Below are 25,718 nucleotides of genomic sequence, written 5' to 3' on the forward strand. Positions count from 1 at the left end.
TCCATGCTTTCTGACCAGAATGTGGAACTAGTACAGCGGTTCATTCGGCTGCCCATGCAGCAGCGCCGAGTGTTCTTCGAAAGGCTCCAGGCCAAGGGCATGAACCTGTCGCAGTTCCCCATTCCCGTGGTGCGCCACGCGTTCGAGGCCGTGCCCCTGTCCTATGCCCAGGAACGCCTGTGGTTCCTCTGGCGCCTGGACCCGCTTAGCCCTGCCTATCACATCCGTACTGCCCTGAGCCTCGATGGCGAGCTGGACGGCGCAGCGCTGCAGGCCAGCCTGGATGCCTTGGTGGCGCGCCACGAGGGCCTGCGTACCCGCTTCGTCGAGGACAACGGCCAGGTGTTCGCGCAGGTCGACGCAAAGGCGAAGATCAGCATCGAACAGCAGCCTTGGAACGGTTCGGATACCGAGCTGGATGCCTTTGTCGGCCAGTGGGCACGCCAGCCCTTCGAGCTGGACCAGGGCCAGCTGTTGCGCGGCCTGCTGCTGCGCCGCAGTGCCCGTGAGCATGTGCTGGTGCTGGTACAGCACCATATCATTTCCGATGCCGCTTCCATGCAGGTGATGGTCCAGGAGTGGCTGAGCCTCTACGCTGCTCACCTTGCAGGCCAGGTTCCGGCGCTGGCGGCCCTGCCGATCCAGTACGGCGACTACGCGATCTGGCAGCGCTGCTGGATGGAGGCCGGCGAGCGTGAGCGCCAGTTGAAGTATTGGCGCGAGCGGTTGGGTATGGACCCAGGCCCGCTGCAACTGCCCCTGGACCACCCGCGCCCACTGCGCGCCAGTCACCGCGGCGAACGGGTCAAGGTGCGGTTGCCGGCAGCGTTGGGCCAGGGCTTGCAGCAGCTCGCCCGTGAGCAAGGGGCGAGCGTGTTCATGGTCCTGCTGGCGTCGTTCCAGGCTCTGTTGCAGCGCTACAGCGGCCAGGACCAGGTACGGGTCGGTGTACCGATCGCCAACCGTCACCGCCAGGAAACCCAAGGCCTGATCGGCTTCTTCGTCAACACTCAGGTGCTGCAGGCGCAACTCACACCACAGATGAGTTTCCTGGACCTGCTCGAGCAGGTGCGTGCCAGCGTGGCCGAGGCCCAGAGCCATCAAGACCTGCCGTTCGAGCAGCTGGTCGAAGCCCTGCAACCCCAGCGTAGCGCCGGCCACAGCCCGCTGTTCCAGGTCAGCTACAACCATCAGGGCCGCCAAGGCCCGTCGCTGGCGCTGCCCGGCTTGAGCCTGACGCCCCTGGAACTCACCAGCGAAACGGTCAAGTTCGACCTGACCCTGGAAACCCAGGAGCAGGCCCAGGGCTTGAGCGCCTCCTTGCTCTACGCCACCGACCTGTTCCAGCGAGCCACCATCGAGCGCCTGGCCAGCGATTGGGCGGGCCTGCTGCATGGGCTTTGGGCCAACCCTAAGGCCGCCCTCTGCGAGCTGCCACTGCACCCTGCGCAGCCGCCACGACGGCTGGAAGCCCGGCAGGTCGCGCCGCAGGTGCATCGACTGATCGAAGCGCAGGTCGACCGTGACCCCGAGGCCTTGGCACTGGTGGCCCAGGGCCGGCGGCTGAGCTACGGCCAGCTGGAGCAACAGGCGAATCACTGGGCTCAACGCCTGCTGGTCGAGGGGCTACAGGCCGAGGAGCGGGTAGCGGTAATCGCGAGCCGTTCGGTAGCGTTGGCGGTGGGGGTGTTGGCAGTGCTCAAGGCCGGGGGTGCCTATGTGCCGCTGGACCCGCAGGAAAACCCCGAGCGCCTGGCGTTTCGCTTGAACGATGCGGGCGTGCGCCGGGCCCTGGTCGAGCCCGGTTTCGACGGCCCGTTGCCTGAAGGGGTAGGGCGGCTGGAGTTGCGCGAGGTCGAGCGGCCGAGCGCAAAACGCCCCCACGTGGTGGTAGCGGCCGAGCAACTGGCCTATGTGATCTACACCTCCGGGACCACTGGCCTGCCAAAGGGCGTGGGGGTGTCCCATGGCGCGCTGGGCAACTATGTCCAGGGTGTTTCGGCGCGCTTGCCGCTGGCCGGCATGGCCAGCCTGGCGATGGTCTCGACCCCAGCGGCAGACCTTGGCCATACCGTGTTCTTCGGTGCCCTGTGCGCAGGCAAGGCCCTGCACCTGGTGGCCGCCGAAACGGCGGTGGACGCCCTGCGTTTCGCCGAGTATCTGGAACGCGAGCAAATCGACGGGCTGAAGATCGTCCCGTCGCACCTGGAAAGCCTGGTCAATGCCCAGGGCCAGCAGCCGGTGCTGCCACGGCGTTGCGTGATACTGGGTGGCGAGAGCGCCTCTGAGGCCTTGCTAGGCACGCTGGCCAGGGTTGCGCCACGGTTGACGGTGATCAACCACTACGGCCCCACCGAAACAACGGTAGGGGTGCTCACCGCCGAACTGGCGGCAGGCCAGCCGGTGCTGCTGGGCCGTGCCTTGGCCGGCAGCCACGTGCAGGTGGCTTCGCCTTGGCTGCTGGAGATGCCCGCCGGCGCCCAGGGCGAGCTGTATATCGGGGGGAGCGGCCTGGCAAGGGGATACCTGAACCAACCGGGGCTGACGGCCGAGCGCTTCGTGCCCGACCCGTTCGCCACCGAGGCGGGTGCACGCATGTACCGCAGCGGTGACCTGGCGCTGTGCCAGGCCGATGGCAGCTTGCGCTACCTTGGCCGCGCCGACCAGCAGATCAAGATCCGCGGCTTCCGGGTGGAACCAGAAGAAGTGGCGGCGCGTCTGCACCAGAGCGGTCAGGTTCGTGACCTCTGTGTCGTGGCCTGGCCGAGCCCGTCGGGGCCACGACTGGTGGCCTATGGCGTGCCGGTGGACAACAGCCTGCTCGATGATCCTTTCCGTGCTCAGGCCCTGAGTGAGCAGTTGCGCCAAGGCCTGGCGGGGCAACTGCCGGACTACATGCAGCCGGCGGCGCTAGTGTGGCTGGCACAACTGCCGCTGACCAGCAACGGCAAGCTCGACCGCCAGGCCCTGCCGGCGCCTGACCTGCAAGGCACCCACAAGGCCTACCGGGCACCCCAGGGCCCGCTTGAGCAGCAAGTGGCGCAGGTCTGGGCCGAGGTGCTCAAGGTCGAGCGGGTCGGGCTCGACGACAACTTCTTCGAACTGGGCGGGCATTCGCTGCTGGCGATCTCGGTGATCGCCCGGCTGCGCCAGCAACTAGGCCTGGACCTGGGGTTACACAGCCTGTTCGACACGCCGGACCTGGCCGCCTTCGTGGCCGCCGCTGGCCAACAGGTGGTCACCGCCGGGCGCATCGCGCCGCGCCCTGCCGGGCAGCGGCGGGTGCCGTTGTCCTATGCGCAGCAGCGCCAGTGGTTCATCTGGCAGATGGACCGCGACAGTTCGGCGTATAACCTGCCGATGGCGTTCCAGGTGTCAGGCGAACTGGACCTGGTGGCCCTGCAGCGGGCCTTCGACAGCCTGGCCGAGCGCCATGAGGTGCTGCGCACCCGCTTCGAGCAGGCTGACGAGGCGTTGCTGCAGGTGATCGAGGAGCCCGCGCCAGTGGCCCTGGAGGTCGAGGATTGCACGGGCGCCAGCGAGGCGCGGATCCGTCAGCGTGTGGAGCATGAACTGCACCGGCCCTTCGACCTGGAACGCGGCCCGCTACTGCGGGTGCGGGTGTTGCACTGTGGCGCCGAGCGGCATGTGCTGACCCTGACCCTGCACCACATCGTCGCCGATGGCTGGTCGATTCCGCTGCTGGTCGGTGAGCTGTTGCAGGCCTACAGCGCCCAGCGCAACGGCCAGCCACTGGCGCTGCCGGCGATGCCGATCCAGTACGCCGACTACGCACTGTGGCAGCGCGAACCGGAGCAGACCGAAGAGTACCGCCGGCAGCTGGTCTACTGGCGCGAGCGCCTGGGCGGTGAACAGCCCGCCCTGGAGCTGCCCCTGGATCACCCGCGCCCAGCCGTGCGCGATGCGGCGGGGGCCACCTTCAAGCTGGCGCTCGGCCCGGAGCGCCTGGCGGCCCTGCAGGCCTTGGCCCGCCAGGAAAAGGTGACGATGTTCATGCTGCTGCTGGCCTCGTTCAACCTGCTGCTGCACCGCTACAGCGGGGCAGGGGACATTCGCGTCGGGATTCCCACCGCCAACCGCAACCGCCTGGAAACCGAAAACCTGGTGGGTTTTTTCGTCAACACCCAGGTGATCCGCACCGACCTCGATGGCCTCGACAGCGTCCAGGGGCTGCTGGCCCAGGTCCGCGATTCGGTGGTGCAGGCCCAGAGCTGTCAGGACCTGCCGTTCGAACAGCTGGTCGATGCTGTGCGCCCGGAACGCAGCCTGAGCCTGAACCCGCTGTTCCAGGTGATGTTCAATCACCAGTCCGGCGTTGCCGAACAGGCCTCCGAGCACCTGCGCGCGGCCGGCCTGCAATTGCGCAGCCTGGACTGGGACAACGGCAATACCCACTTCGACCTGACCCTGAACACCGTCGAGGATGCCGCTGGCCTGCGTGCGTCCTTCACCTATGCGACCAGCCTGTTCGAGGCAGCCACCATAGAGCGCGTGGCCGGGCACTGGCTGGCGCTGCTCGACGCGCTGCTGGCGCACCCCTGTGCACGGCTCTGCACCCTGGAACTGGAGCCGACCCGCGCCGCTGGGGCGCTGGCCAGCCGCTTGACGGTGCCGGCCCTGGTGCATGAACTGATTGCCCGTCAGGCCGAGCTGCAACCCGATGCCACCGCGCTGATCGCGTGTGACCGGCGGCTGACGTTCGCCGAACTGGAGGTAGAGGCCAACCAGCTGGCCTGGCGCCTGATCGAGGCCGGTGTTGGCCCAGAGACTCGAGTGGCGGTGGCCTTGCCGCGTCATTCGCTGAGCCTGGTCGCCTACCTGGCAGTGCTCAAGGCCGGTGGCGCCTATGTGCCGCTGGACCTGAACTACCCGCCCCAGCGCCTGGCCTACATGCTTGCAGACAGCCGCGCCAGCCTGGTGTTGAGCCAGACCGGGCTGCTCGATAGCGGCGCGCTGCCGGTCCTGTGCCTGGACCAGCCTCATGGGGGGGCTCTGCGCAGCGATGCGCCGGTGGTGGAGCTGTCGGTGCACAACCTCGCCTATGTGATCTACACCTCCGGTTCCACCGGCCAGCCCAAGGGCGTGGCAGTCAACCATGGGCCGGCGGCCATGCACTGCCTGGCCACCGGTCAGGTCTACGAGATGCGCGCAACCGACTGCGAACTGCATTTCCTCTCGTTTGCCTTCGATGGCGCCCACGAGCGCTGGCTCACCGCGCTGATCCACGGCGCCAGCCTGCTGCTGCGCGACGACGAGGTGTGGAGCCCGGAGCGGCTTTGCGAAGAGATGCAGCGCCACGCCGTCAGCGTTGTCGCGCTGCCGCCGGTGTACCTGATGGCGCTGGCCGAGCAGGTCGAGCGGGCCGGCAACAGGCCGGCCCTCCGGGTCTGCTGCTACGGTGGCGACGCGATGCCCAAGGCGGGTTTCGACAAGGTCCAGCGGGTGCTGGCGCCGCAGATCATGATCAACGGCTATGGTCCCACCGAGGCAGTGGTCACCCCGTTGATCTGGAAGACCGGTGCCGATGACCGCTGCGATGCGACCTACGCGCCGATTGGTGAGTGTGTCGGCGAGCGCAGCGCCATGCTGCTGGACGACTACCTGGCGCCCAAGCCGCTCAACTGTGCCGGCGAGCTGTATCTGGGCGGCCATGGCCTGGCCCGTGGCTATCTCGACCGCCCGGGCCTGACCGCGGAGCGCTTTGTGCCGGACCCTTACGGCGAGCCGGGGGCGCGGATGTACCGCAGTGGCGACCTGGTGCGCGAGCATGATGGCAACCTTGAGTACCTGGGGCGTGCCGACAATCAGGTCAAGGTCCGTGGTTTCCGCATCGAGCTGGGCGAGGTGGAAGCCCGTTTGAACCGCTTGGAGGGGGTAGCCGACGCGGTAGCTTCTGTTCAGGAGGGTGCCAGCGGCAAGCAACTGGTGGCCCACGTGATCGCCGCCGATGCAGGGGTGCTCGACAGCGAGGCGCGCCAGAGCGAGTTGCGCGAGGCCCTGCGCGCCGCCCTGGGCGCCGAGCTGCCGGACTACATGGTCCCGGCTTTCGTCGTATTCCTGGGTTCCTGGCCCCTGACCGCCAACGGCAAGCTCGACCGCAAAGCGTTGCCCAAGGCCGATGCCAGCCTTGGCCAGCAGGCCCACGAAGCCCCGGCCAACGCCCACGAACAAATGTTGGCGCAGATTTGGGCGGCGGTGCTGGGGTTGCCCCGGGTCGGCGTGCAGGACAACTTCTTCGAACTCGGCGGCGACTCGATCGTTACCATCCAGGTAGTCAGCCGCGCCCGTCAGGCCGGCCTGCACTTCAGTGCACGTGACCTGTTCCAGCACCAGACGGTGCGAGCCCTGGCACGGGTTGCGCAGCTCAGCGAGCAGAACCTTGCTGTCGGCACCGAAGTACCCGAGGGGGCCGTGGAACTGCTGCCGATCCAGCAACTGTTCTTCGCCCGGCCGATGAGCCAGCGCCAGCACTGGAACCAGTCCATCGTCCTGGAGCCGGCCCAGCGGGTCGAGTCCGAACCCTTGCGCCAGGCCCTGGCAGCCCTGCTGGCTCATCACGATGCCCTGCGCTGCCGCTTCCTCGAGGGTGTTGACGGCTGGCACGCCTGCCTGGGTGACACTGCCGAGGACAATCCGTTGCTCTGGTGCCGGGACTTCGCCGACGAGGCCCAGTGGCTCGAACTGTGTGAGCAGGCCCAGCGCAGCCTCGACATCGAACAGGGCCCATTGGTGCGGGCCTTGCTGGGGCAGGGCGCCGATGGCGGCCAGCGCCTGTTGCTGGTTGTCCATCATCTGGTGGTGGACGGGGTCTCCTGGCGTATCCTGCTCGAAGACCTGCAGAACACCTACACCCGCCTGTGCCAGGGCCAGGCCCCGGCGTTGCCGGCGCGAACCAGCTCGGTGCAGGCCTGGGCCCTGCATCTGCAGGACTATGCCCGTGGCCGCGCAAGCAGCCAGCTGGAGTTCTGGCACGCGCAACTGCAGGACGTCGACGCGGCCTTGCCGATGGCCCGCACTGGCGCCAGCGGGCTTAACCAGGACGCCTGCAAGCTCGGGGTTGCCCTGGACGCCGAGACCACCCGGCGCCTGCTGCAACAGGCGCCTGCGGCCTATCGCACGCGCATCAATGACTTGCTGCTGACCGCCCTTGTCCGGGCATTCGCTCAGGAACTTGGGTTACCGGCGTTGCCGGTGCTGCTTGAAGGCCATGGCCGCGAAGACCTTGGTGGCAACCTCGACCTGACCCGCACGGTCGGCTGGTTCACCAGCGTCTATCCGCTGCGCCTGAGCGCCGGCCCAGACCTGGCCGAGTCGATCAAGCAAGTCAAGGAACAACTGCGCAGTCTGCCGGACAATGGCCTGGGCTTCGGTGCCCTGCGCTACCTGGGCAGCGACGAGGCCCGCGAGCGCCTGGCCGGGCCACTGCCGCGCGTCACCTTCAACTATCTGGGCCAGTTCGACAGCAGCCTGGACGCCAGCGACAACCTGTTCAGCGCCAGTGCCCATGCCCGTGGCGCCGATCAGAGCCAGCAAGCCGGCCTGAGCAACTGGCTGACCCTCAACGGCCAGGTGTTCAAGGGCGTGCTCAGCTTCGGCTGGAGCTTCAGCCGGCGTCAGTTCGAGCCCGAGGCCATCGGCCGCCTGGCCGACGCCTTCATCGACCAGTTGCAACAGATCGTCCAGCATTGCTGCCAGGTCGAACACCAAGGGTTGACGCCCTCCGACTTCCCCGCTCTGCAACTGACACAGGCACAACTGGATCAACTCCCGGTCGCGGCCCGGGACATCGAAGATATCTACGAGCTGGCGCCGATGCAGCATGGCATGCTGTTCCACTCGCTGTACGAGCAGCAGCGCGCCCAGTACGTCAACCAGCTGCGCATGGATGTCAGCGGCCTGGATCTGCAGCGTTTCGTCGACAGTTGGCAGGCGGCCCTGGACGGCCATGCCATTCTGCGTACCGGGTTCATCTGGCAGAACGACCTGGCCGAGCCGCTGCAGGTGGTCTGCAAGCCGCTGCCGCTGCCGTTGCAGGTGCTTGACTGGCAGGGTCGCGAGGACCTGCCAGGCGCCCTGGAGGCGCTGGCCCTGGACCAACGAGCTCAAGGTTTCGACCTGCAGCGGCCGCCGCTGCTGCGCCTGACCCTGGTCGCCACGGCCCCGGGCCGGCACCACCTGATCTACACCGTCCACCACATCCTGATGGATGGCTGGAGCAACTCCCAACTGCTCGGCGAAGTGCTGCAGCGCTACAGCGGCAAGGCCCTTACGGCCGGTGCCGGGCGCTACCGCGACTACATCGACTGGCTGAAGCGTCAGGATCCGCAGGCCAGCGAGGGCTTCTGGAAAGCCCAGCTGGCACCACTGGCCGAACCGACCCTGCTGGCCCAGTTGCAACCGCCGCTGCTCGAAGCCGCGGAGGGTTATGGCGATGCCTTCGAACTGCTCGACGAGGCCCGTTGTACCCGGCTGGCCCAGGCTGCCCGGGACATGAAAGTGACCTTCAACAGCCTGCTCCAGGGCGCCTGGGCCGTGCTGTTGCAGCGCTTGAGCGGCCAGGATTGCGTGGCCTTCGGCGCCACCGTGTCCGGCCGCCCGGCGGAGCTGGACGGCATCGAACAGCAGATCGGCCTGTTCATCAACACCCTACCGGTGATCAGCAGCCCGGACCCGAGGCAGACTGGCAGCGACTGGTTGCGCCAGGTCCAGTCCCTGAACCTGGCCCTGCGCGAGCAGGAGCACACGCGCCTGGCGGATATACAGCGCTGGGCCGGCAGCAATGGCATGGCCCTGTTCGATACCTTGCTGGTGTTCGAGAACTACCCGGTATCCCAGGCTCTGCAGGAGAAGGCCCCGCACGGCCTGGCCTTCGACGGGCTGATCAACGAGGAGCGCACCAGCTATCCGCTGACCCTGCTGGTCCATCAGGGCCAGACTTTGAAAATTCACGCCAGCTACGAGCGCGCGCGCTTCACGCCGGCCAGCATCGCCGGGTTGCTGCAGCAGTGGGTGCACCTGGCCGAGTCCCTCGCCTTGCTGCCGCAGCGGCCATTGGGCCAGCTCGGGGTCTTGCCAGCGGTCCAGCACCAGCACGTGCTGGCGGACTTCAACCGGACCGGCCATGACTACCCCGTGCAACAACCCCTGCACGCCATCATCGAGGCCCAGGTCGAGCGCACGCCGGATGCCATCGCTGTTGTCTTCGAGGGCCAGCGCCTGAGTTACCGCCAGCTCGACGAACGCGCCAACCACCTGGCCTGGCAATTGATCGATACCGGCGTCGGGACACAGACCTTGGTCGGGGTTTGCGCCGAGCGCAGCCTGGAACTGGTGGTCAGCCTGCTGGCGGTGCTCAAGGCCGGCGCCGCGTATGTGCCGCTGGACCCGGACTACCCGGCCGAGCGCCTGGCCTACATGGCCGAGGACAGCGGCATTCGCGTGCTGCTGGGGCAGGCGTCGGTGCTGCAGCGACTCGGCGCCTTCGATGGGGTCAAGTGCTTGCAACTGGAGGCCCTGCAGGGGCGGACCCCACAGCGCCCGGCCATCGCCGGCCTGGACGGCGAGGGGCTGATGTACCTGCTCTACACCTCTGGTTCCACCGGCCGGCCCAAGGGCGCCGGCAACTGGCACGGGGCGCTGATCAACCGTATTGGCTGGATGCAGAGGGCGTATGCCTTGCACAGCGGTGATGTGGTACTGCAGAAAACGCCGTTCAGCTTCGACGTTTCGGTCTGGGAGTTCTTCTGGCCGCTGATGGTCGGCGCCCGCCTGGTGCTCGCCGCCCCCGGCGACCACCGCGACCCGGCGCGGCTGATCGAGTTGATCGAGCGTGAGCAAGTCACCACCCTGCATTTCGTGCCGTCGATGTTGCAGGTGTTCCTGCAGGAGCCGCAGGTTGAGCGTTGCACCTCGGTCCGCCGGCTGTTCTGCAGCGGCGAAGCGCTGCTGGCCGACACCCAGGCCCAGGTGTTCGACAAGCTGCCTGACACCGGGCTGTACAACCTATATGGCCCCACGGAGGCGGCCATCGACGTTACCCACTGGACCTGCCGGGAAGAGGGCCGCGACAGCGTGCCGATCGGCCAGCCGATCGACAACCTGGCCTGCTACATACTGGACGACAGCCTGCAGCCTTTACCAGTGGGCGCCCGTGGCGAGCTGTACCTCAGTGGCATCGGCCTGGCCCGCGGCTATCACCGCCGCCCGGGCCTGACCGCCGAGCGTTTCCCGGCGGACCCGTTCAACCCCGGTCAACGCATGTACCGCACAGGCGATCTGGCACGCTACCGGGACGATGGGGTGATCGAGTACCTGGGGCGCACCGACCATCAGGTCAAGCTGCGCGGCCTGCGCATCGAACTGGGGGAAATCCAGGCGCGGCTGTTGGAGCATGAGTTGGTCCAGGATGTCTGCGTGCAGGTGCTTGATGCCAGCCAACTGGTGGCCTGGCTGGTGCTGACCGAACAGCGGGATGACTGGAAGGCGCTGTTGCAGGTGCACCTGGCGGCGCAACTGCCCGAGTACATGGTGCCGGCGTACTGGCTGGCGCTCGAACGCATGCCCCTGAGCCCCAATGGCAAGCTCGACCGCAAGGCCCTGCCGGCCCCTGAGCGCCAGGCCAGCGCCGAGCACGTCGGCCTGTGCGGCCCGGTGGAAACCCTGTTGGGCGAGATCTGGGCGCAGGTGTTGCGGGTGCCTCAGGTCGGCGCGCTGGACAATTTCTTCGAACTGGGCGGTGACTCGATCTTGTCGATCCAGGTGGTGGCCCGGGCCCGTCAGGCGGGGCTGGAGATCAACCCCCGGCTGGTGTTCCAGTTCCCCACCGTGCGTCAACTGGCGGCCCAGGCCAGCGAGGCGCAGGAGCAACCGGTAATCGAGGTCCCGGCTGTGCTACATCGCCTGAGCGATGAGCAGGTGGCACGGCTGCCGGTGTCCCACGCCCAGTTGGCTGACCTTTATCCGCTGTCGCCGATGCAGCAGGGCATGCTGTTCCAGTGCCTGAACGAACAGGCCGGCGGCGTGTACGTCAACCAGCTCAGCATCTCGGTCAAGGGCCTGGACAGCGAGCGCTTCGGCGCCGCACTGGCTGAGGTGTGCCGACGCCACAGCATTCTGCGCACTGGCTTTATCTGGCAGGAGCTGAATGAACCGCTGCAGTTCGTGCTCGACAGCGTGTGCACCCCGCTGCGGGTAGTCGATGGCCGCGAATGGACAGACCAGGAGCAGGGCGTTGCCGAGCTTGCCGCCCAGGAGCGGGCACAGGGCATTGCCCTGGACCAGCCATCCCTGCAGCGGGTGCTGCTGGTGCGCACGGGCGAGCACCAGCACCAGTTGATCTGGACCTACCACCATATCCTGGTGGACGGCTGGAGCCTCTCGCAGCTGATCGGCGAGGTGCTGGGCCTGTATGCCGGGCGCGACCTGGTCGCAGCCACCCCGTACCGGGACTATATCGCCTGGCTGCAACGCCAGGATGCCGGTGCTGGCGAGCGCTTCTGGCGTGAGCAGCTGGCGAGCCTGGAGGAGCCCTGCCTGCTGGCCAGCACCGTGCCGGTGCAAGCCGGGCGCCAGGGCCACGAAGCCCTTTATAGCCACCTGGACGCCGAGCCCCTGAGCGCCTTCGCGCGATCCCAGCACGTGACCCTCAACACGCTGGTGCAAGGCGCCTGGCTGATCCTGCTTAGCCGCTTCAGCGGCCAGCGCAGCGTGGCCTTCGGCTCCACTGTGGCCGGGCGTTCACCGACGTTGCCCGGCGCCGAACGGATCATGGGGCTGTTCATCAATACCCTGCCGGTGGTGCGCGAGCTACACCCCGAGGCCCATGTCGGTGCTTGGCTGCGCGAGCTGCAGGACTGCAACCTGGGCATGCGCGATCACGAGTACGTGGCCCTGGCCGACATCCAGCGCTGGGCCGGGCAGGCCGGGCGGGCGCTGTTCGACAGCATCATCGTGTTCGAGAACCAACCGGTGGATGAGGCTTTGCGCCAGTTCAGCGACGCCTCCCTGGAGTTCGGCCCGAGTACGGGCAGCGGCCTGACCGACTTCCCCATGGACTTGATGGTCACCGTGGAACAGGGGTGCCTGTCGATCGAGTACATGTACTTGCGTCGCTGCTTCGAGGACGAGACCGTGCTGGCCATCCGCGCCGCCATGGAAAGCCTGCTGCAACGCCTGTGCGACAGCCCCGACCAGCGCTTGGGCCAGCTTGGCCTGCCGGTGTCGGCGCCGCAACCGCTGGCGGTCGAAGCGGCCCCGGCGCAGTGGGTGCACCAGCGTATCGAAGGCTTGGCTCGCCAGCAGCCTCAGGCCTTGGCCCTGAGCTGCGCCGGGCAATCCCTGAGCTATGCCGAGCTGGACCGGCGCAGCAACGCCCTGGCCCACCGGCTGATCGCCGCCGGCGTCGGCCCGGAAGTGCGGGTGGCAGTTGCGTTGCCACGCAGCGCCGGTCTGCTGGTCAGCCTGCTGGCGGTACTCAAGGCCGGCGGCGCCTATGTGCCGCTGGACCTGAACTACCCCCGCGAGCGCCTGGCCTACCTGCTCGAGGACTGCGCCGCGCAATTGTTGATCACCGATAGCGCGGCCCGTGCCAGCCTGCCGGTTCCGCCCGGGCTGGCCTGCCTGGAGCTGGGGGCGCTGGCATCCATGCCCGAGGTGGAGCAGGCCCCGAGCGTGAGCTTGCATGCCGATAACCTTGCCTATGTGATCTACACCTCCGGCTCCACCGGGTTGCCCAAGGGCGTGGCGGTCAGCCACGGCCCGTTGGCCCGGCATTGCCACGCCATCGGCCTGCGCTACGAGATGAGCCCGGTCGATTGCGAGCTGCATTTCATGTCGTTCGCCTTCGACGGCGCCCATGAGCGCTGGTTGACTGCGTTGACTCACGGGGCCCGCCTGCTGGTGCGGGACGAGCAACTCTGGACCCCGGAACAGACCTTGCGCGCCCTGGATCAGCATCAAGTGACGGTGGCGGCTTTCCCGCCGGCCTACCTGCAGCAACTGATCGAGCAGGCCCGCCTCGATGGTGCGCCAGCGTCCATGCGGGTCTACTGCTTTGGTGGCGACGCCTTGCCCCAGGCCACTTATGAGCAAGCCCGGGAGGTACTGGGGGCCCAGTACCTGATCAACGGCTACGGCCCCACCGAAACCGTGGTCACTCCACTGCTCTGGCGCGCCGACGCCCGACACCGCTGCACCAGCGCGTATGCACCGATCGGCGAGCCTGTGGGGCCGCGCCGGGCGCTGGTGCTGGACAGCGACCTCAATCCGCTGCCGCCGGGCGTGGCCGGCGAGCTGTACCTGGGCGGCGAGTTCCTCGCTCGCGGCTACCTGCACCGTCCGGGGTTGAGCGCCGAACGGTTCGTCGCCGACCCGTACGGCCGTGGCGAGCGGCTGTACCGCACCGGCGACCTGGTGCGCGAGGACGCCGACGGCACCTTCCATTACTTGGGGCGGGTCGATAACCAGGTCAAGATCCGGGGCCTGCGCATCGAGCTGGGCGAGATTGAAGCCCGCCTGTTGGCCCAGCCCGGGGTCCGCGAGGCGGCGGTGATCGCCCGGGAGCTGCCTGGCGGCAAGCGCCTGCTCGCTTATGTGGTGGGTGCGCCCGAGTGGCTGGCCGACCCGTCCATCGGCCCGGGCCTGCGCGAGGCCCTCAAGCAGGCCTTGCCGGAGTTCATGGTGCCTTGGCAGATCAGCGTGCTGGCGGCGATGCCGCTGAACCCCAACGGCAAGCTTGATCGCCGGGCCTTGCCCGACCCGCAATTGGCCCAGGCGACGGGTTGCTACGTGGCACCCCGGACCGAGTTGCAGATCGCACTGGCCGAAATCTGGGCCAAGGTGCTCAAGGTCGAGCGGGTCGGCCTGCACGACAACTTCTTCGAGCTGGGTGGCGATTCGATCCTCAGCTTGCAAGTGGTGGCCCGCAGCCGACCGCTAAAGGCCCTGGGCCTGACCCTGAAACTGCGAGACCTGATTCAGAAGCCGACCATCGCCGAGCTCAGCGGCGAATCGGCTGCCACGGCCGGTGCCAACGCGGTGCTGGCGCTCAACGGCCCGGCGCCGGGGCAGCCGCCGCTGTTCTGCGTGCATGCCGGCTACGGCACGGTGTTCGACTACGAGCCATTGGCCCGTAGCCTCGATGGACAGCGCCAAGTGCTGGCGATCCAGTCGCGGATGCTGCTGGATCCAGGCTGGAGCGACGAGTCGTTGCTGGCCATGGCCCAGGACTACGTCGGCTATGTGCGCGAGCGTCAGCCCCAGGGGCCTTACTGGCTGGCCGGTTGGTCGCTGGGTGCGACCCTGGCGGCGCTGATGGCGGCGGAGCTGGAGCTCCAAGGCCAGCAGGTGGCGTTTCTGGGGCTGCTCGACGGGTTCGTTCCGGGGGCCGAACCAGTTGCCCGAGCCGAGGCGCAGGAACAGCCGCGGCTATTGCCGGCGGGCCTTAGTACCGAGGACCTGGCCCTGGGCCTGGCCACCGGCCGGCACTTGCGTGGCTTGTCCGCGGCCCTGGCGGCCTGTGCACCGGTCCAGGCTCGTGCTCACTGTTGGTGGGTCCATGGCCGAGAGGCCGAGGCCCAGGCGCTGTACCAGCAGCTGGGCCAGGGGCCGGCGGCGAGTGTCTGGCTCGACTGCGGCCACTATGAGGTGCCGCACCATCGCCAGGTACTGGACGCCTTGCTGCAACTGCTGGATGCGCCCGTCACCAGCCTGTCTTGAACCCCTTTCGGCGCCCGCAAGGGCGCCTTTCTCTGATTCTCAGGATGTACCCATGACCTTGAACCCGGATATCGCCGCTTACCTGGAGCTGGTGGAGGCTGGCCGCGATGTTGGCAAAAGCATTGCCATGCACCAGATGAGCCCGGAACAGGCGCGCGCCCAGTTTGACGAATCATCGCTGCTGATGAACCTGGTCCCGGTGGAGATCGAGCACGTCCAGCCCCTGCGTTTTCAGACCCGTGACGGTCACTGGCTGCAAGGCCGGCTGTACGCCCGGCAGGCGCCGGGCAGCACGGAGCAGGGCGCCTTGCTGTATTTCCATGGCGGCGGCTATGTGGTAGGCAGCCTCGATTCCCATGACAACCTGTGCCGGACGCTTGCTCAGCAGTCCGGGCAGGTGGTGATCGCGGTGGAGTACCGATTGGCGCCGCAATGGCGCTTCCCCACCGCCTTCGAAGATGCCGAGGACGCCTGGGCCTGGCTGCTGGAACAGCGCGAGCTGAACCTGGACCGGGCCCGGCTGGCGGTCGGCGGCGACAGCGTCGGGGGCAGCCTGGCCGCAGCCCTGGCCAACAGCCTTGGTCAGGCGCTGGTGCGGCCTTGCCTGCAAGTGCTGCTGTACCCGGTGACCGATGCCAGTTGCTGGCGCGAATCCCACCAGCGCTATGCCAGCGGCTACCTGCTCGAGCGGCAGAGCCTCGAGTGGTTCTACAGCCACTACCAGCGTCGCCCCGAGGACCGCGCCGACCCGCGCTTGTCGCCACTGCTGGGGGCGCTGCCGGCGGGCCTGGCACCCACCTGGCTGCTGCTGGCCGGCCACGACCCGCTGCTGGACGAGGGCGTGGCCTATGCCGCGCACCTGCGTGAGTCGGGCGCGCCGGTGCAGCTTCAGGTCCACGAGGGCATGACCCACGACTTCATGCGCATGGACGCGGTGGTCGAAGACGTTGTGGCCATCCAGACCGATCTCGGCGAGCGTCTAGCTCAGGCCCTGGGAAGCCACTGAGGGGGCTGGATAACTTTTTTTCAAAAAGTTCATCCGGTTTTCCACGATGTTCCGTCTTATTTAGAAATACGAAGCATTGTTATCCGCTATTCGCTCTCAGGACTTTATAAAATCATGCCGACTCAACAACAGAACCGGTCCCTGCTCAAGGCGCTCTGCATGCGGCGGGCTCTGCGTTCACCTTTCCACCTCAGCGCCCTGACCCTCGGCCTGATGGCCTCCAGCGTCAGCTACGCGCAAGCTTTGGCGTTCGACATTCCGTCGCAGAGACTCTCCTCGGCGATCCAGGCCCTGGGCCAGCAAGCCAATATCCAGGTGCTGTTCAACCCGACCGACGTCGACGGCAAGCGCAGCACCGCCGTGCGCGGTAGCCTGGAAGTGCGGGACGCCATCGCCCAGATGCTGGCGGGCACCGGTGTGCGCTACAGCCTGCAGGACGGGGTGCTGATGATTCACGCGGTCGACTCCTCAGTGATGGAACTGAACCCCACAGCCGTCAGCGCCGTAGCCCTCGGCGCCACCACCGAAGGCACCGGCACCTACACCACCGGTGTCAGCACCACCGCCACCAAAATGGCCATGAGCCTGCGCGAGACGCCGCAGTCGGTGACCGTTGTGACCCGCAAGAAGATGGACGACCAGAACGTCCAGAACCTCGACGACATTGCCCGCACTGTCACCGGGATCACCCTGACCAAGCTCGGCACCGATCGCTCCACCTACTACGCGCGCGGCTTCGAGATCAACGACCTGCAGTACGACGGCATTCCGACCAACATCTCGGAAAACTACTCCATGGACGTCATGTCCACGGCGAACATGGCCATCTACGACCGGGTTGAAGTTGTGCGCGGTGCCAATGGCCTGATGCAGGGCACCGGCAACCCCTCGGCGGCCATCAACCTGATTCGCAAGCGCCCGACGCGCGACTTTCGACTGGGCGCGGAACTGGGGGCTGGCTCCTGGGACAACTATCGCAGCCAGGTGGACGTATCCGGCCCGCTGACCGATGAGGGCAACATCCGTGGCCGAGCGGTGGCCTACTACAACACTGCCGACAGTTACCGTGATGGTGCCCAGCGCGACAACCAGCTGCTGTACCTGATCGGCGAAGCAGACCTGAATGATTCCACCGTCCTCACCCTGGGCGCCACCATCCAGAAGGACAACCAGAATGGCTATGACTGGGGCGGCTTGAATACCCGCGCCGACGGCTCGTTCTACCCGCTGTCGCGTTCCACCAACCTCAATGGCAAGTGGGCGCATCTGGACCGCAACAACTACAACCTGTTCAGCGACATCACCCACTACTTCGACAACGAGTGGAAGGTGACGCTGGCGATGAACTCGATCTGGTCGAACGCGGACTTTCTGTCGTCCTACCCGAACCGGGTATCCGGTGACAACACCAGGTTGACTGTTTCGCAAGCAGATTACAAAGACACCCAGTTTGGTGTGGATTTGTACGCCACCGGGCCGTTCCAGCTGTTTGGCCGCGAGCACCAACTGATGTTCGGCGCCAACACCCGCAAGGACGATTTCGACGCGGTCATCAAGACTGCGACCAACAACCCGGTCGTCGATATCACCGATTTCGACTACAGCTCGCTGCCGCACCCGATCCTTTCTGCCACCGGGAGCGATTACAACTACATTCGCAAAGAACGCGGGCTCTACCTAGCCTCGCGCTTCAGCGTTACGGACGATTTGAGCCTGATTCTGGGTACCCGTTTCAGTTGGTCCGACTATAAGGTCAGCAGCCCGTATACCAACGACCAATACAAAGAAAACGGTCGTATGGTGCCCTATGCCGGCCTGGTGTATGACCTCAACAAGAACCACACCTGGTATGCCAGCTACACCGAGATCTACAAGACTCAGAGCTACTATGGTGCGGGGAACACGCTGCTGGATCCGATCGAAGGCGAGAACTACGAGACCGGTATCAAGAGCGAGTATTTCGATGGTGCCCTCAATACCTCCTTCGCGATCTTCCAGACCGACTTGCAGAACATGCCGGAGGCACTGTCGGTTGCGCCGACTTGTGGCGTGACCGGTACCAGCAAGTGCTACAAGACCGGCGCCAAGGTTCGCAACCGCGGTTTCGAACTGGAGGTCTCGGGTGAACCCGTACAAGGTTGGAACGTCAGTGCCGGCTACACCTACAGCGACCCGGAGTATGTGGCTGGCAGCAGCAAGGGTAGCGACTATTACAGCAAGATCCCCCGCCGTTTGCTGAAAGTCTCTACTGACTACCGTCTGCCTGGCGTGTTGGACCAATGGAATGTGGGTGGCGATGTCTACGCCCAGAGCCGTACCTCCGCCGACACCACCGGCTACGATATCAAGCAGGGCGGCTACGCCTTGCTGAATCTGCACGCCAACTACCAGATCAACCGCCAGTTCAGCGTTCAGTACAACTTGAACAATGCCCTGGACAAGGTCTACTACCAGTCGTTGCCGACCTCCAACAACTGGGGTGGCTTGTACTACGGCGACCCGCGCAACTTCTCGGTGACCTTGCGTTATCAGTACTGAGTCAACTGCCTTTACCAGCCCTGCCCGGCGTTGTCGGGTGGGGTTTTTTTATGCGCGTATGTCTTGAAATCTGGATTGGGCTGGCAGGGCTTGCCACAACATCTAGAGGTCAGGTTGGTGAAGGTGAAGAGGAAGAGGAAGAGGAAGAGGAAGAGGAAGAGGAAGAGGAAGAGGAAGGGGAAGGGGAGGGGGAAGGGAAGGGAAGGGAAGGGAAGGGAAGGGAAGGGAAGGGAAGGGGAAAGGGAAGAGGAAGTTGGAGGGGAAGGGAAATGTGATGCAGGGGGACGCCAGTCAAGTCCCCCGCTTCCAGTGAATCAGGCGACACACGCCTCGACCACCACCTTGCCGGCTTCCATGCGCACCAGCTGGTCGGCGACATCAAAATAGCGGTCATCATGGCTGATGACGATGATTGTCTTGCCCAGGCGCTTCAGCTCGGGGAGCAGCTCGGTATAGAAAATGCGTCGGAAGGTCGGGTCCTGGTCCGCAGCCCATTCATCGAACACCAGCACCGGGCGCTCTTCCAGCCAGGCGTTTATCAGCGCCAGTCGCTTGCGTTGCCCGGTCGACAAGTCGGTGGTGGTGAAACTGCCGTCGCGAATGCTCACCTTGTGTGCGATTTCCAGCCGCTTGAGATAGACCTCGGCGCTTTCCGGCACCTGCTGGGCCCCCAGGAAGGGGTCGTCGAACAGGTAGTAATCGGAAAAGATGGTAGTGAAGAGCTGGCGATAATCATCGCGGTTCAGCGCGGTGATCGCCTGGTCGTTGATGCGTATCTCGCCTTTTTGCGGCGGGTACAGCCCTAGCAGCAGCTTGATCAGTGTGGTCTTGCCACAGCCGTTCTCGCCAACAATGAAGACGATGTCGCCCTGGCGGATCTGCAGGTTCACCGGCCCCAGGGTAAACGGTGCGTTGCCGTCGACCGGCGGGAAGGCAAAGCGCACGTCATGCAGCTCGAGGGTGCGCAAGGCGGGCAGCTGGCTGGCCTTGTCTTCGAGCAGCAGGTGCGGCTCGGGGGAGGAGAACTGCTCCGACAACTCGGCAATCCGGCGAAAGGCGATCTGAGCCCGGCTGACGATGGGCAACGTGCCTATCAGGTATTCCAGCGGGCCCTTCATGTACAGCAGCACCAGCACGAAACCGCTCATCACTGCCTTGTCGCCGCTAGGCCACAAGGATTGCAGGGCGAGTGCCAGGCCGATGACCACGAAGAACAGCATCGAGCCGAAGGTCTTGGCGATGACGAAGGTATTGATGGAGCGGATCTGGGTGTCGCGTATCTTGTCGGCCGTCCCCTGGATGTTGCGGCTGAACATGCGCTGACGGCGTGCGCGGTGGATACGCAGCTCCTTGGCGCCGCCGGCAATTGCATTGTAGTGCCGTTGCAGTTCATCTTCGGCATCCCGTGCCGCGACGAACCCTCGAATGCCCTTGGCTCGGGCGATGTACTGCACGGCGGTACCCAGTGCGATGGCTGCCAGCATCAGCAGGAACATCGGCCAGGACAGCACTGCCAGATAGCCCAGGCAGCCCAGGGTAACGGTCAAGGCAATTGCCAGTGGTGCGAAGGCGAACGCGAAATCGCTGACGGTGTCCACGTCGTGGGTCAGCACCGGGATCAGTCGATGGCTGCGATAGCGCTCGATCTGTTCGATGGGGGCCGACAGCACCTTCTCGCCCAGTTCCTTGCGCAAGGCGGCGATGATGTTCTGGCCCACCCGGTTGCTACCGATGTCGGAAAACACCGAGCTGGCCAGGGCCACCAGGCAAAGCCCGGCGAAGCCCCAGACCACGCCCTGGGTCAGGCCGGTGTCGTCGTTCAGGGCCCGGTTGATGGTGGCCAGAAGGAAGGTGATGCTGAGGCCGCCGACCATGCCCAGGATGACGGACAGCGCGACGGTATATTTGAACGGCTTGAGCAGGGCGAAAAGATCCTGCACGGCGCCGCGGGTGGGCTGGGACATGATGGGCTCCTGGATTGATCAGCCGACGCTGGCAAGGGATTTGCTCAGCGCCTTGTGAGCGCTGCTGGAAAGATTCAGGGCGGCATAGAGTGCTTGCCCGATCTCTTCGCTGCGCATTGGCAGCACCGAAAGCAAGGTGTCGCTCAAGCCGTGGGTGGCCTCGCAGAAACCTTGCAGGAACACTGGCGCCTTGAGCTGTGGGGTGGCCAGGGCGCGGTAGGTACGGTCCACTTCCAGGCCATGCAGGTAAGGCAGAAGCGGCTCGAGCAGGTGCTGATGGCTCTTGCGCTCGTAGCCTGTGGCCAGGATCACGGCATCGTAGCGGTGTGTCTGCTGCTGCCCGGTGGCGAGGTCGCGCAGGGTCAGTTCGATGCCACCCCCGACGTCGACCGCCGCCGCCACGTGCTGCCGGCAGAGCACCGCGTGGCGGGGCTGACGGGTGATCTTCTGCCGGTACAACACGGCATAGATGCGCTCGATCAGCTCCAGATCGACGACGGAGTAGTTGGTATTGTGGTATTCGCCGATCAACTTTTCGCGGTCTGCCGCTGCTTGCTGGAAGACCAGGTCGGTGTAGGCTGGGGCGAAGATCTCGTTGACGAAAGGCGAGTCGTCGGCGGGCTTGAGGGCTGAGCTGCGCAGGATCATTTCAGCCTGCACCGAAGGAAAGCTGTCGTTCAGGTCGATGAACGCCTCGGCGGCACTCTGCCCGGAACCGATGATCGCGACACGCATCGGCTTGCCGTGGCCGGGGGCCAGGTTCTGCATGCCGGAGAGGTAGCGAGAATGGTGGAAAACCCTGGCATCGTTGCGCAGCGGCGCGAAAATGGCTGGAATCTTCGGTGAGCCACCGGTGCTGATCACCACCGAACGGGTGCGACGCGTCCGCTGCATGCCTTGTGCATTGCGCGAGATCAGTTTGAGGTGATGAATGACCCCGTTATCGAGTTCGGGCTCGATGCGCAGCACTTCTTCGCCATACAGTGCCTGCTCGGCGAACTGCCCGGCGACCCAGCCCAGGTAGTCGTTGTACTCCAGTCGGCACGGGTAGAAGGTGCCCAGGTTGACGAAGTCGACCAGGCGGCCCTGCTGCTTGAGGTAGTTGACGAAGCTGTACGGGCTGGTGGGGTTGCGCAGTGAAACCAGGTCCTTGAGGAACGAAATCTGCAGTTCGCTCTGCGAGGACAAGGTATCGCCATGCCAGCGATAGTGCTCCTGTTTATCCATGAACAAGGCATCAATGGCCTTGCCATGGCTCTGGGAAAGCTCTTGCAGGGCGATGGCCAGCGCCAGGTTGGACGGGCCGAAGCCTACGCCGATCAGGTCGTGGAGAGTTGAGGCGCTCATGTCGTTGACTCCTTGTGCGGGGGTGTCCAGAGGTTGGTAAAGATCCTTCTCTGCAGTGGGTCAGTTGTATTCGCCGTCCTCGAGCGCGCGCGCTACGCGAAAGCCCAGCCAGTCACCGCGCACTTCAGGTTTGCGCTCGTTACGGTTGCCCGAACGCGAGAAGATCGGGGGTTCCAGGTAGTCGTTACCGCGGATCTGCCGGTGCGTGCAGGTGTCACCGGTGGTCCAGGCGCTACCGTCGGTGGGCGCGCCGACATAATCGGTATGCCAGCAGTCCTCGACCCACTCGTAGACATTGCCATGCGTGTCATACATGCCGAACGCATTGGCCGGGAAGCTGCCGACCGGTGCCGTATAGGTGAAGCCATCGCGCGGCCCGTAGGTGTTGGCATGCTTGCTGATCTGATACTCGCCTTGCTCGTCGAAGGGGAACGGGAAGGGGCCGGTGGAGCCGGCGCGACCGGCGTACTCGCGTTCGGCTTCGCTGACCATGCGGTAGGGCTTGCCGGTTTTCTTCGCGAGCCAGCCGATGTAGCCGCGTGCTTCCTCCCAGGTCATGCAGACTGCAGGCTGGCTCGGGCCTTGCGGGTAGCTGGGCTTGCCGTTCTTGCACAAACGGCCCGGGCGGTTGTCGCCGTCGGGCAGCACAGTGTGGGTTTCCCTGGCATAGGCCTGCCATTGCCCGGCGGTCACATGGAAGCGACTCATGGCGAAAGCCTTGGCGAATGTCACGGTGTGCAGCGGACCTTCATCGTCCTGTTTGCCCAGTTCGTCATCGGGCGTGCCCATCACGTAGCTGCCGGCGGGCAGTACGACCATTTCCGGGCAATCCTTGCAGTCCTTGAAAACCTTGCCCGGTACCGCCGGGTCGGCAGCGAGGGCTTCGAGCGAAAGCGAGAGGCAACCGAGGGCAATCAGTGAGGTCAGCCGTTTCATGGGGTTCCTTGCAGGTTGTGGGCAACGGGAGGAGGGGTCGGCCTGGCGGCCTTCTGGGCGGCTTCCCACACACGCAGGAAGTTGGCTCCCCAGAGCTTGGCGATGTCTTCATCGGAATAGCCACGCTGTATCAGTTCGGCGGTGACGTTGCGGCTCTGGCTGGCATCTTCCCAGCCGACCACACCGCCGCCGTCGTTGAAGTCCGAACTGATACCGACATGGTCGATACCGATCTTCTTCACCGCGTAATCGATCGAGTCGACATAGTCGGCCAGGGTTGCCTTGGGCTCGGCGCCGACGATGTCGTAGAAGGGCGTGAGGTATTCGCCGAACTTCTTCTCCGACCAGATCGAGAACACCGGGTCGGTGGTGGTGCCCATCTGGGTCTGGCTTTGTATGTCGGGCAAACCATACCTGGCGCGCAAGGCGTTCATCTTCTCGATGGTCGGGCGCGAGAACGGCTTGAGGTAGTGGGAGTAGGCCACGATATTGACCAGCCCGCCGGTAGCCTTGATGTGTGCCAGGTCGGCGTCGCTGAGGTTGCGGCGGATGTCCATCAGGCCTTGCACGCCGGTGTGCGAAGCCATCACCGGTGCCCGGCTCAGTTCGGTGACCTGGGTCAGGGCCTGGCTGGACATCTGCGAGACATCGATGACCACGCCGAGGTCGTTGAGCCGGGTGATGGCGCGCCGACCAATGTCGGAGAGCCCGCCCAGCGGGTCGACCGAATCCCCCAGGAAGGGCAAGGGGCGTGCCGAGTCGGCCCAGCTGTTGTTGCCGACGTAGCCCGGGCCGAACACCCGCATGCCGCGTGCGGCCCAGTGGTCGAGCTTGTCGATGTCATCGCCAAGGGGCGCGGCGTTGAGCAGGCTGATGATGATGGCGAACTTGCCTTCACTGGCCAGTCGGCGGAAGTCGGCAGGTGTGTAGGCGATCCCCGCCTGGGCCGGGAAATCCTTGGCGATGCTGGTGATGATCCGATAGCGTACTTCCAGTTCGTTGGCCATTGCAGCCTTGAACCCGGGGGTGGGCCGGTGCGGCCAATTGGGCCCGCGCCAGAACTCCGGCCATGACCAGATCGCGATCGACGCGCCACTCAGGCGGCCCTTGGCAGCTTTCACCAGGTCGAACTGGGTCGGGCCGTCACGATTCGCTTCCCTGCCACTGGCGCCGTAGTTCAACGGCACGTCAAGGTGTGCATCCAGCGCCGGGATGCGCGCCTGCAGGGCGTTGGCTCGCTCTTCGATTTCGCGGCTGTACGGGTGCTTGGCAAGGTAGGCCCGATACCCCCAGGCACCTGCGGCTACCAGGAGCAGGAGCAGAAGCAGAAGTGCCAATGCCCATGGCCATCTGCGCGATAACAAAGCCTGTTTCTTCATTGCGTACTCGGTCGCCTGCACGACGGCCCCATGCCGTTCGAACTTGTTGGGTGAAACGAGCCGACGCCAAGAGAATTTAGCGTCCCTCTAAATCGCTTCCTCAACCATTCGTTTTTGCAGCAGGAGTCACGTCATGAGAACAGTGGATGAAAGTGTCACGTCGAAAGATCCTGGCCGGCCTGGTGGCCGCTGGTGTTGCACTGCCTGCCGCCTATTACGCACGGCAGGAGTGGGAGCGGGCCCAGGAAGCGGAGCTGAGCAGTGACGAACCAGCGGTGCCGGTCGACGACCTGCCCAATGCGCTGTTGGGTGAGCGCCTGGTCGGGATCTGGGACTGGCGCCTGGTGGGCGATCACCCGGCGCTGGCCGAGCTGGCCGGGCCGCAACAGCTGTTGCTCGACGTAGGGCAGGGGGCCCGTGCCGTGCGCGGTTACCTGGGCACTGCGCCATATGGCGACCAGGGTTTGCAGGTTTACGGTCCGCTGGCGGCCGACCGATTGCCGAACGTGCGGCTGAAGATGATTGCCGGCTCTGGCGAGGCCTATGACTTCGATGCCGTGCTGGATGAGATATGGGGCGACTGGAGCCAGGGCGGAGGCAGCGCAACCCTTAGCGGGCAAGTACGCCTGGCAGGGACCCAGGCAGGGCATTCTGGTGCAATGGCGGGCTTTGTCGCTGTGCGCCGACCCTTCGTGCTGGCGCGTGAGCGGTTGCCGTTCGTGGCGGCCCTGCACGAGGACCTGATTTCGCCGCAGCGTCGCTACTATCATCAGCTCTGGCATGCCAGCCGTGATCGCTGGCACCGCATTGATGAGTCTCGACGGCAGATGGTGCGTGCGCTGGGCTGGCAGGTCGGCCCCCTGGGCAAGGAGCGCAACGCCCGCGGTCATGACCGCCATCGCAACGGCTCCGGCGAGGATTTTCTGTTCATGCACCGGCACATGCTGCATGGCGTGCGCGAGGTCCAGGACCTGCGCTCCTGGACAAGCCTGCCCGCGGCACGTCCATCGATCGGGCAGGGTACCCAGGCGTTCTTCGATTACCTCGATAACCGAGACGGCTACAGCGTCCCGCCCAATTGGCAGGCGGCCGGCGATGATGCTTTCAGCCAGTGGCTGTACTACGTCAAGAGCAGTCAGGGGCTGCACGCCAACTTCCAGCTGTGGGAAGCACAGCTGCATGACCCGCAATACCTCAGCAGCTTGTGTCTGGGGGAGTTGGGGTCGCGCATCGAGTTGGGGGTCCACGACTGGCTGCACATGCGCTGGGCATCCCTGGGGCGAGATCCGAACTCGGATCTTCCAATGCCCTACGGGCGTCGCAACTATGATTTTTCCGAACGCTGGTTCCGCGCCGAGAACGACTTCCTTGGCGATCCGTTTTCCTCCCACGTGAACCCGGTGTTCTGGGCCTTTCACGGCTGGATCGACGACCGCCTGAACGACTGGTACCTGGCCCACCAGCAGGCGCACCCGGGGGAAGTGAAACTGCGGATGATCGATGGCGTTCCATGGTTTGCCCCGGGGCGCTGGGTGCGTGTGGCCGAGCCCTGGCTGGGGCCCACCCGTGACGGTTGCGGTGCCTGGGGGCTGGGCAATGGTGGCGGCACCGGGAAACTGGACATCGAGACCATGAAGCTTGCCTTGCAGGCCATCTTCAGCCCGGAAGAAGATGCCGATCGACTGGCCGACAGGGTGCCACAGCGGCCCTGGTACGCTCGCCATCTGGCACCCGGCCCGAGACGTGACGGTTTGTAGCGCACCTGGCGCTATTTGCTGGTTTTGTACCAGGTAGGCCCCCGGACAGGGGGCA

Annotated in this window: 9 protein-coding genes; 5 read left to right on the top strand and 4 right to left on the bottom strand. The window is 65.4% G+C overall.

Annotation, left to right across the window (positions count from 1 at the left end; all coding sequences use genetic code 11):
* Positions 1 to 99 precede the first annotated feature (99 nt).
* From E8E78_RS04325 to E8E78_RS04340, 4 genes are all read left to right on the top strand, one after another.
* Positions 100 to 14,736 (top strand): non-ribosomal peptide synthase/polyketide synthase, encoded by a 14,637-nt coding sequence (locus E8E78_RS04325; RefSeq protein ID WP_280337092.1) that lies wholly within the window; start codon positions 100 to 102, stop codon positions 14,734 to 14,736.
* A gap of 52 nt (positions 14,737 to 14,788) precedes the next feature.
* Positions 14,789 to 15,742, top strand: coding sequence for an alpha/beta hydrolase (locus E8E78_RS04330; protein ID WP_049275755.1), 954 nt, complete (start codon positions 14,789 to 14,791; stop codon positions 15,740 to 15,742).
* A 159-nt stretch (positions 15,743 to 15,901) separates the two neighbouring features.
* Positions 15,902 to 18,280 carry a TonB-dependent siderophore receptor gene (locus tag E8E78_RS04335; protein WP_063423112.1) on the top strand — a complete coding sequence of 793 codons (2,379 nt, stop codon included), beginning with the start codon at positions 15,902 to 15,904 and terminating at the stop codon, positions 18,278 to 18,280.
* 50 nt (positions 18,281 to 18,330) lie between these two features.
* Positions 18,331 to 18,555, top strand: coding sequence for a hypothetical protein (locus E8E78_RS04340; RefSeq protein WP_280313554.1), 225 nt, complete (start codon positions 18,331 to 18,333; stop codon positions 18,553 to 18,555).
* A 39-nt stretch (positions 18,556 to 18,594) separates the two neighbouring features.
* Here E8E78_RS04340 and E8E78_RS04345 read toward each other — a convergent pair whose 3' ends face one another.
* The 4 genes from E8E78_RS04345 to E8E78_RS04360 are packed head-to-tail and all read right to left on the bottom strand — an operon-like array spanning position 18,595 to position 23,906.
* Complete coding sequence (locus tag E8E78_RS04345) at positions 18,595 to 20,244, bottom strand: cyclic peptide export ABC transporter (protein ID WP_156859358.1); 1,650 nt, start codon at positions 20,242 to 20,244, stop codon at positions 18,595 to 18,597.
* Positions 20,245 to 20,262: 18 nt separating this feature from the next.
* Complete coding sequence (locus tag E8E78_RS04350; protein ID WP_280313556.1) at positions 20,263 to 21,591, bottom strand: SidA/IucD/PvdA family monooxygenase; 1,329 nt, start codon at positions 21,589 to 21,591, stop codon at positions 20,263 to 20,265.
* Positions 21,592 to 21,651: 60 nt separating this feature from the next.
* Positions 21,652 to 22,527, bottom strand: coding sequence for a formylglycine-generating enzyme family protein (locus E8E78_RS04355; protein WP_280313558.1), 876 nt, complete (start codon positions 22,525 to 22,527; stop codon positions 21,652 to 21,654).
* On the bottom strand, positions 22,524 to 23,906 hold the full coding sequence (locus E8E78_RS04360) for a dipeptidase (RefSeq protein ID WP_274138950.1): 1,383 nt from the start codon (positions 23,904 to 23,906) through the stop codon (positions 22,524 to 22,526). The genes E8E78_RS04355 and E8E78_RS04360 overlap by 4 nt, the downstream gene beginning before the upstream one ends.
* Positions 23,907 to 24,052: 146 nt before the next feature.
* On the opposite strand from E8E78_RS04360, the gene E8E78_RS04365 reads away from it, so the two are divergent.
* Entirely contained in the window at positions 24,053 to 25,663 is a 1,611-nt protein-coding gene (locus E8E78_RS04365) for a PvdJ/PvdD/PvdP-like protein (protein ID WP_280313562.1), read from the top strand.
* Positions 25,664 to 25,718 lie beyond the last annotated feature (55 nt).

It is taken from the genome of Pseudomonas sp. BN505 (genome assembly GCF_029873175.1).
Taxonomy (GTDB): Bacteria; Pseudomonadota; Gammaproteobacteria; order Pseudomonadales; family Pseudomonadaceae; genus Aquipseudomonas; species Aquipseudomonas putida.

Bases quoted from the DNA above. Each gene is read 5' to 3' on its own strand.
- E8E78_RS04360 (WP_274138950.1), bottom strand. From the start codon at position 23,906: ATGAAGAAACAGGCTTTGTTATCGCGCAGATGGCCATGGGCATTGGCA.
- E8E78_RS04365 (WP_280313562.1), top strand. From the start codon at position 24,053: ATGAAAGTGTCACGTCGAAAGATCCTGGCCGGCCTGGTGGCCGCTGGT.
- E8E78_RS04325 (WP_280337092.1), top strand. From the start codon at position 100: ATGAACCTGTCGCAGTTCCCCATTCCCGTGGTGCGCCACGCGTTCGAG.
- E8E78_RS04340 (WP_280313554.1), top strand. From the start codon at position 18,331: ATGCGCGTATGTCTTGAAATCTGGATTGGGCTGGCAGGGCTTGCCACA.
- E8E78_RS04335 (WP_063423112.1), top strand. From the start codon at position 15,902: ATGCGGCGGGCTCTGCGTTCACCTTTCCACCTCAGCGCCCTGACCCTC.
- E8E78_RS04330 (WP_049275755.1), top strand. From the start codon at position 14,789: ATGACCTTGAACCCGGATATCGCCGCTTACCTGGAGCTGGTGGAGGCT.
- E8E78_RS04355 (WP_280313558.1), bottom strand. From the start codon at position 22,527: ATGAAACGGCTGACCTCACTGATTGCCCTCGGTTGCCTCTCGCTTTCG.
- E8E78_RS04345 (WP_156859358.1), bottom strand. From the start codon at position 20,244: ATGTCCCAGCCCACCCGCGGCGCCGTGCAGGATCTTTTCGCCCTGCTC.
- E8E78_RS04350 (WP_280313556.1), bottom strand. From the start codon at position 21,591: ATGAGCGCCTCAACTCTCCACGACCTGATCGGCGTAGGCTTCGGCCCG.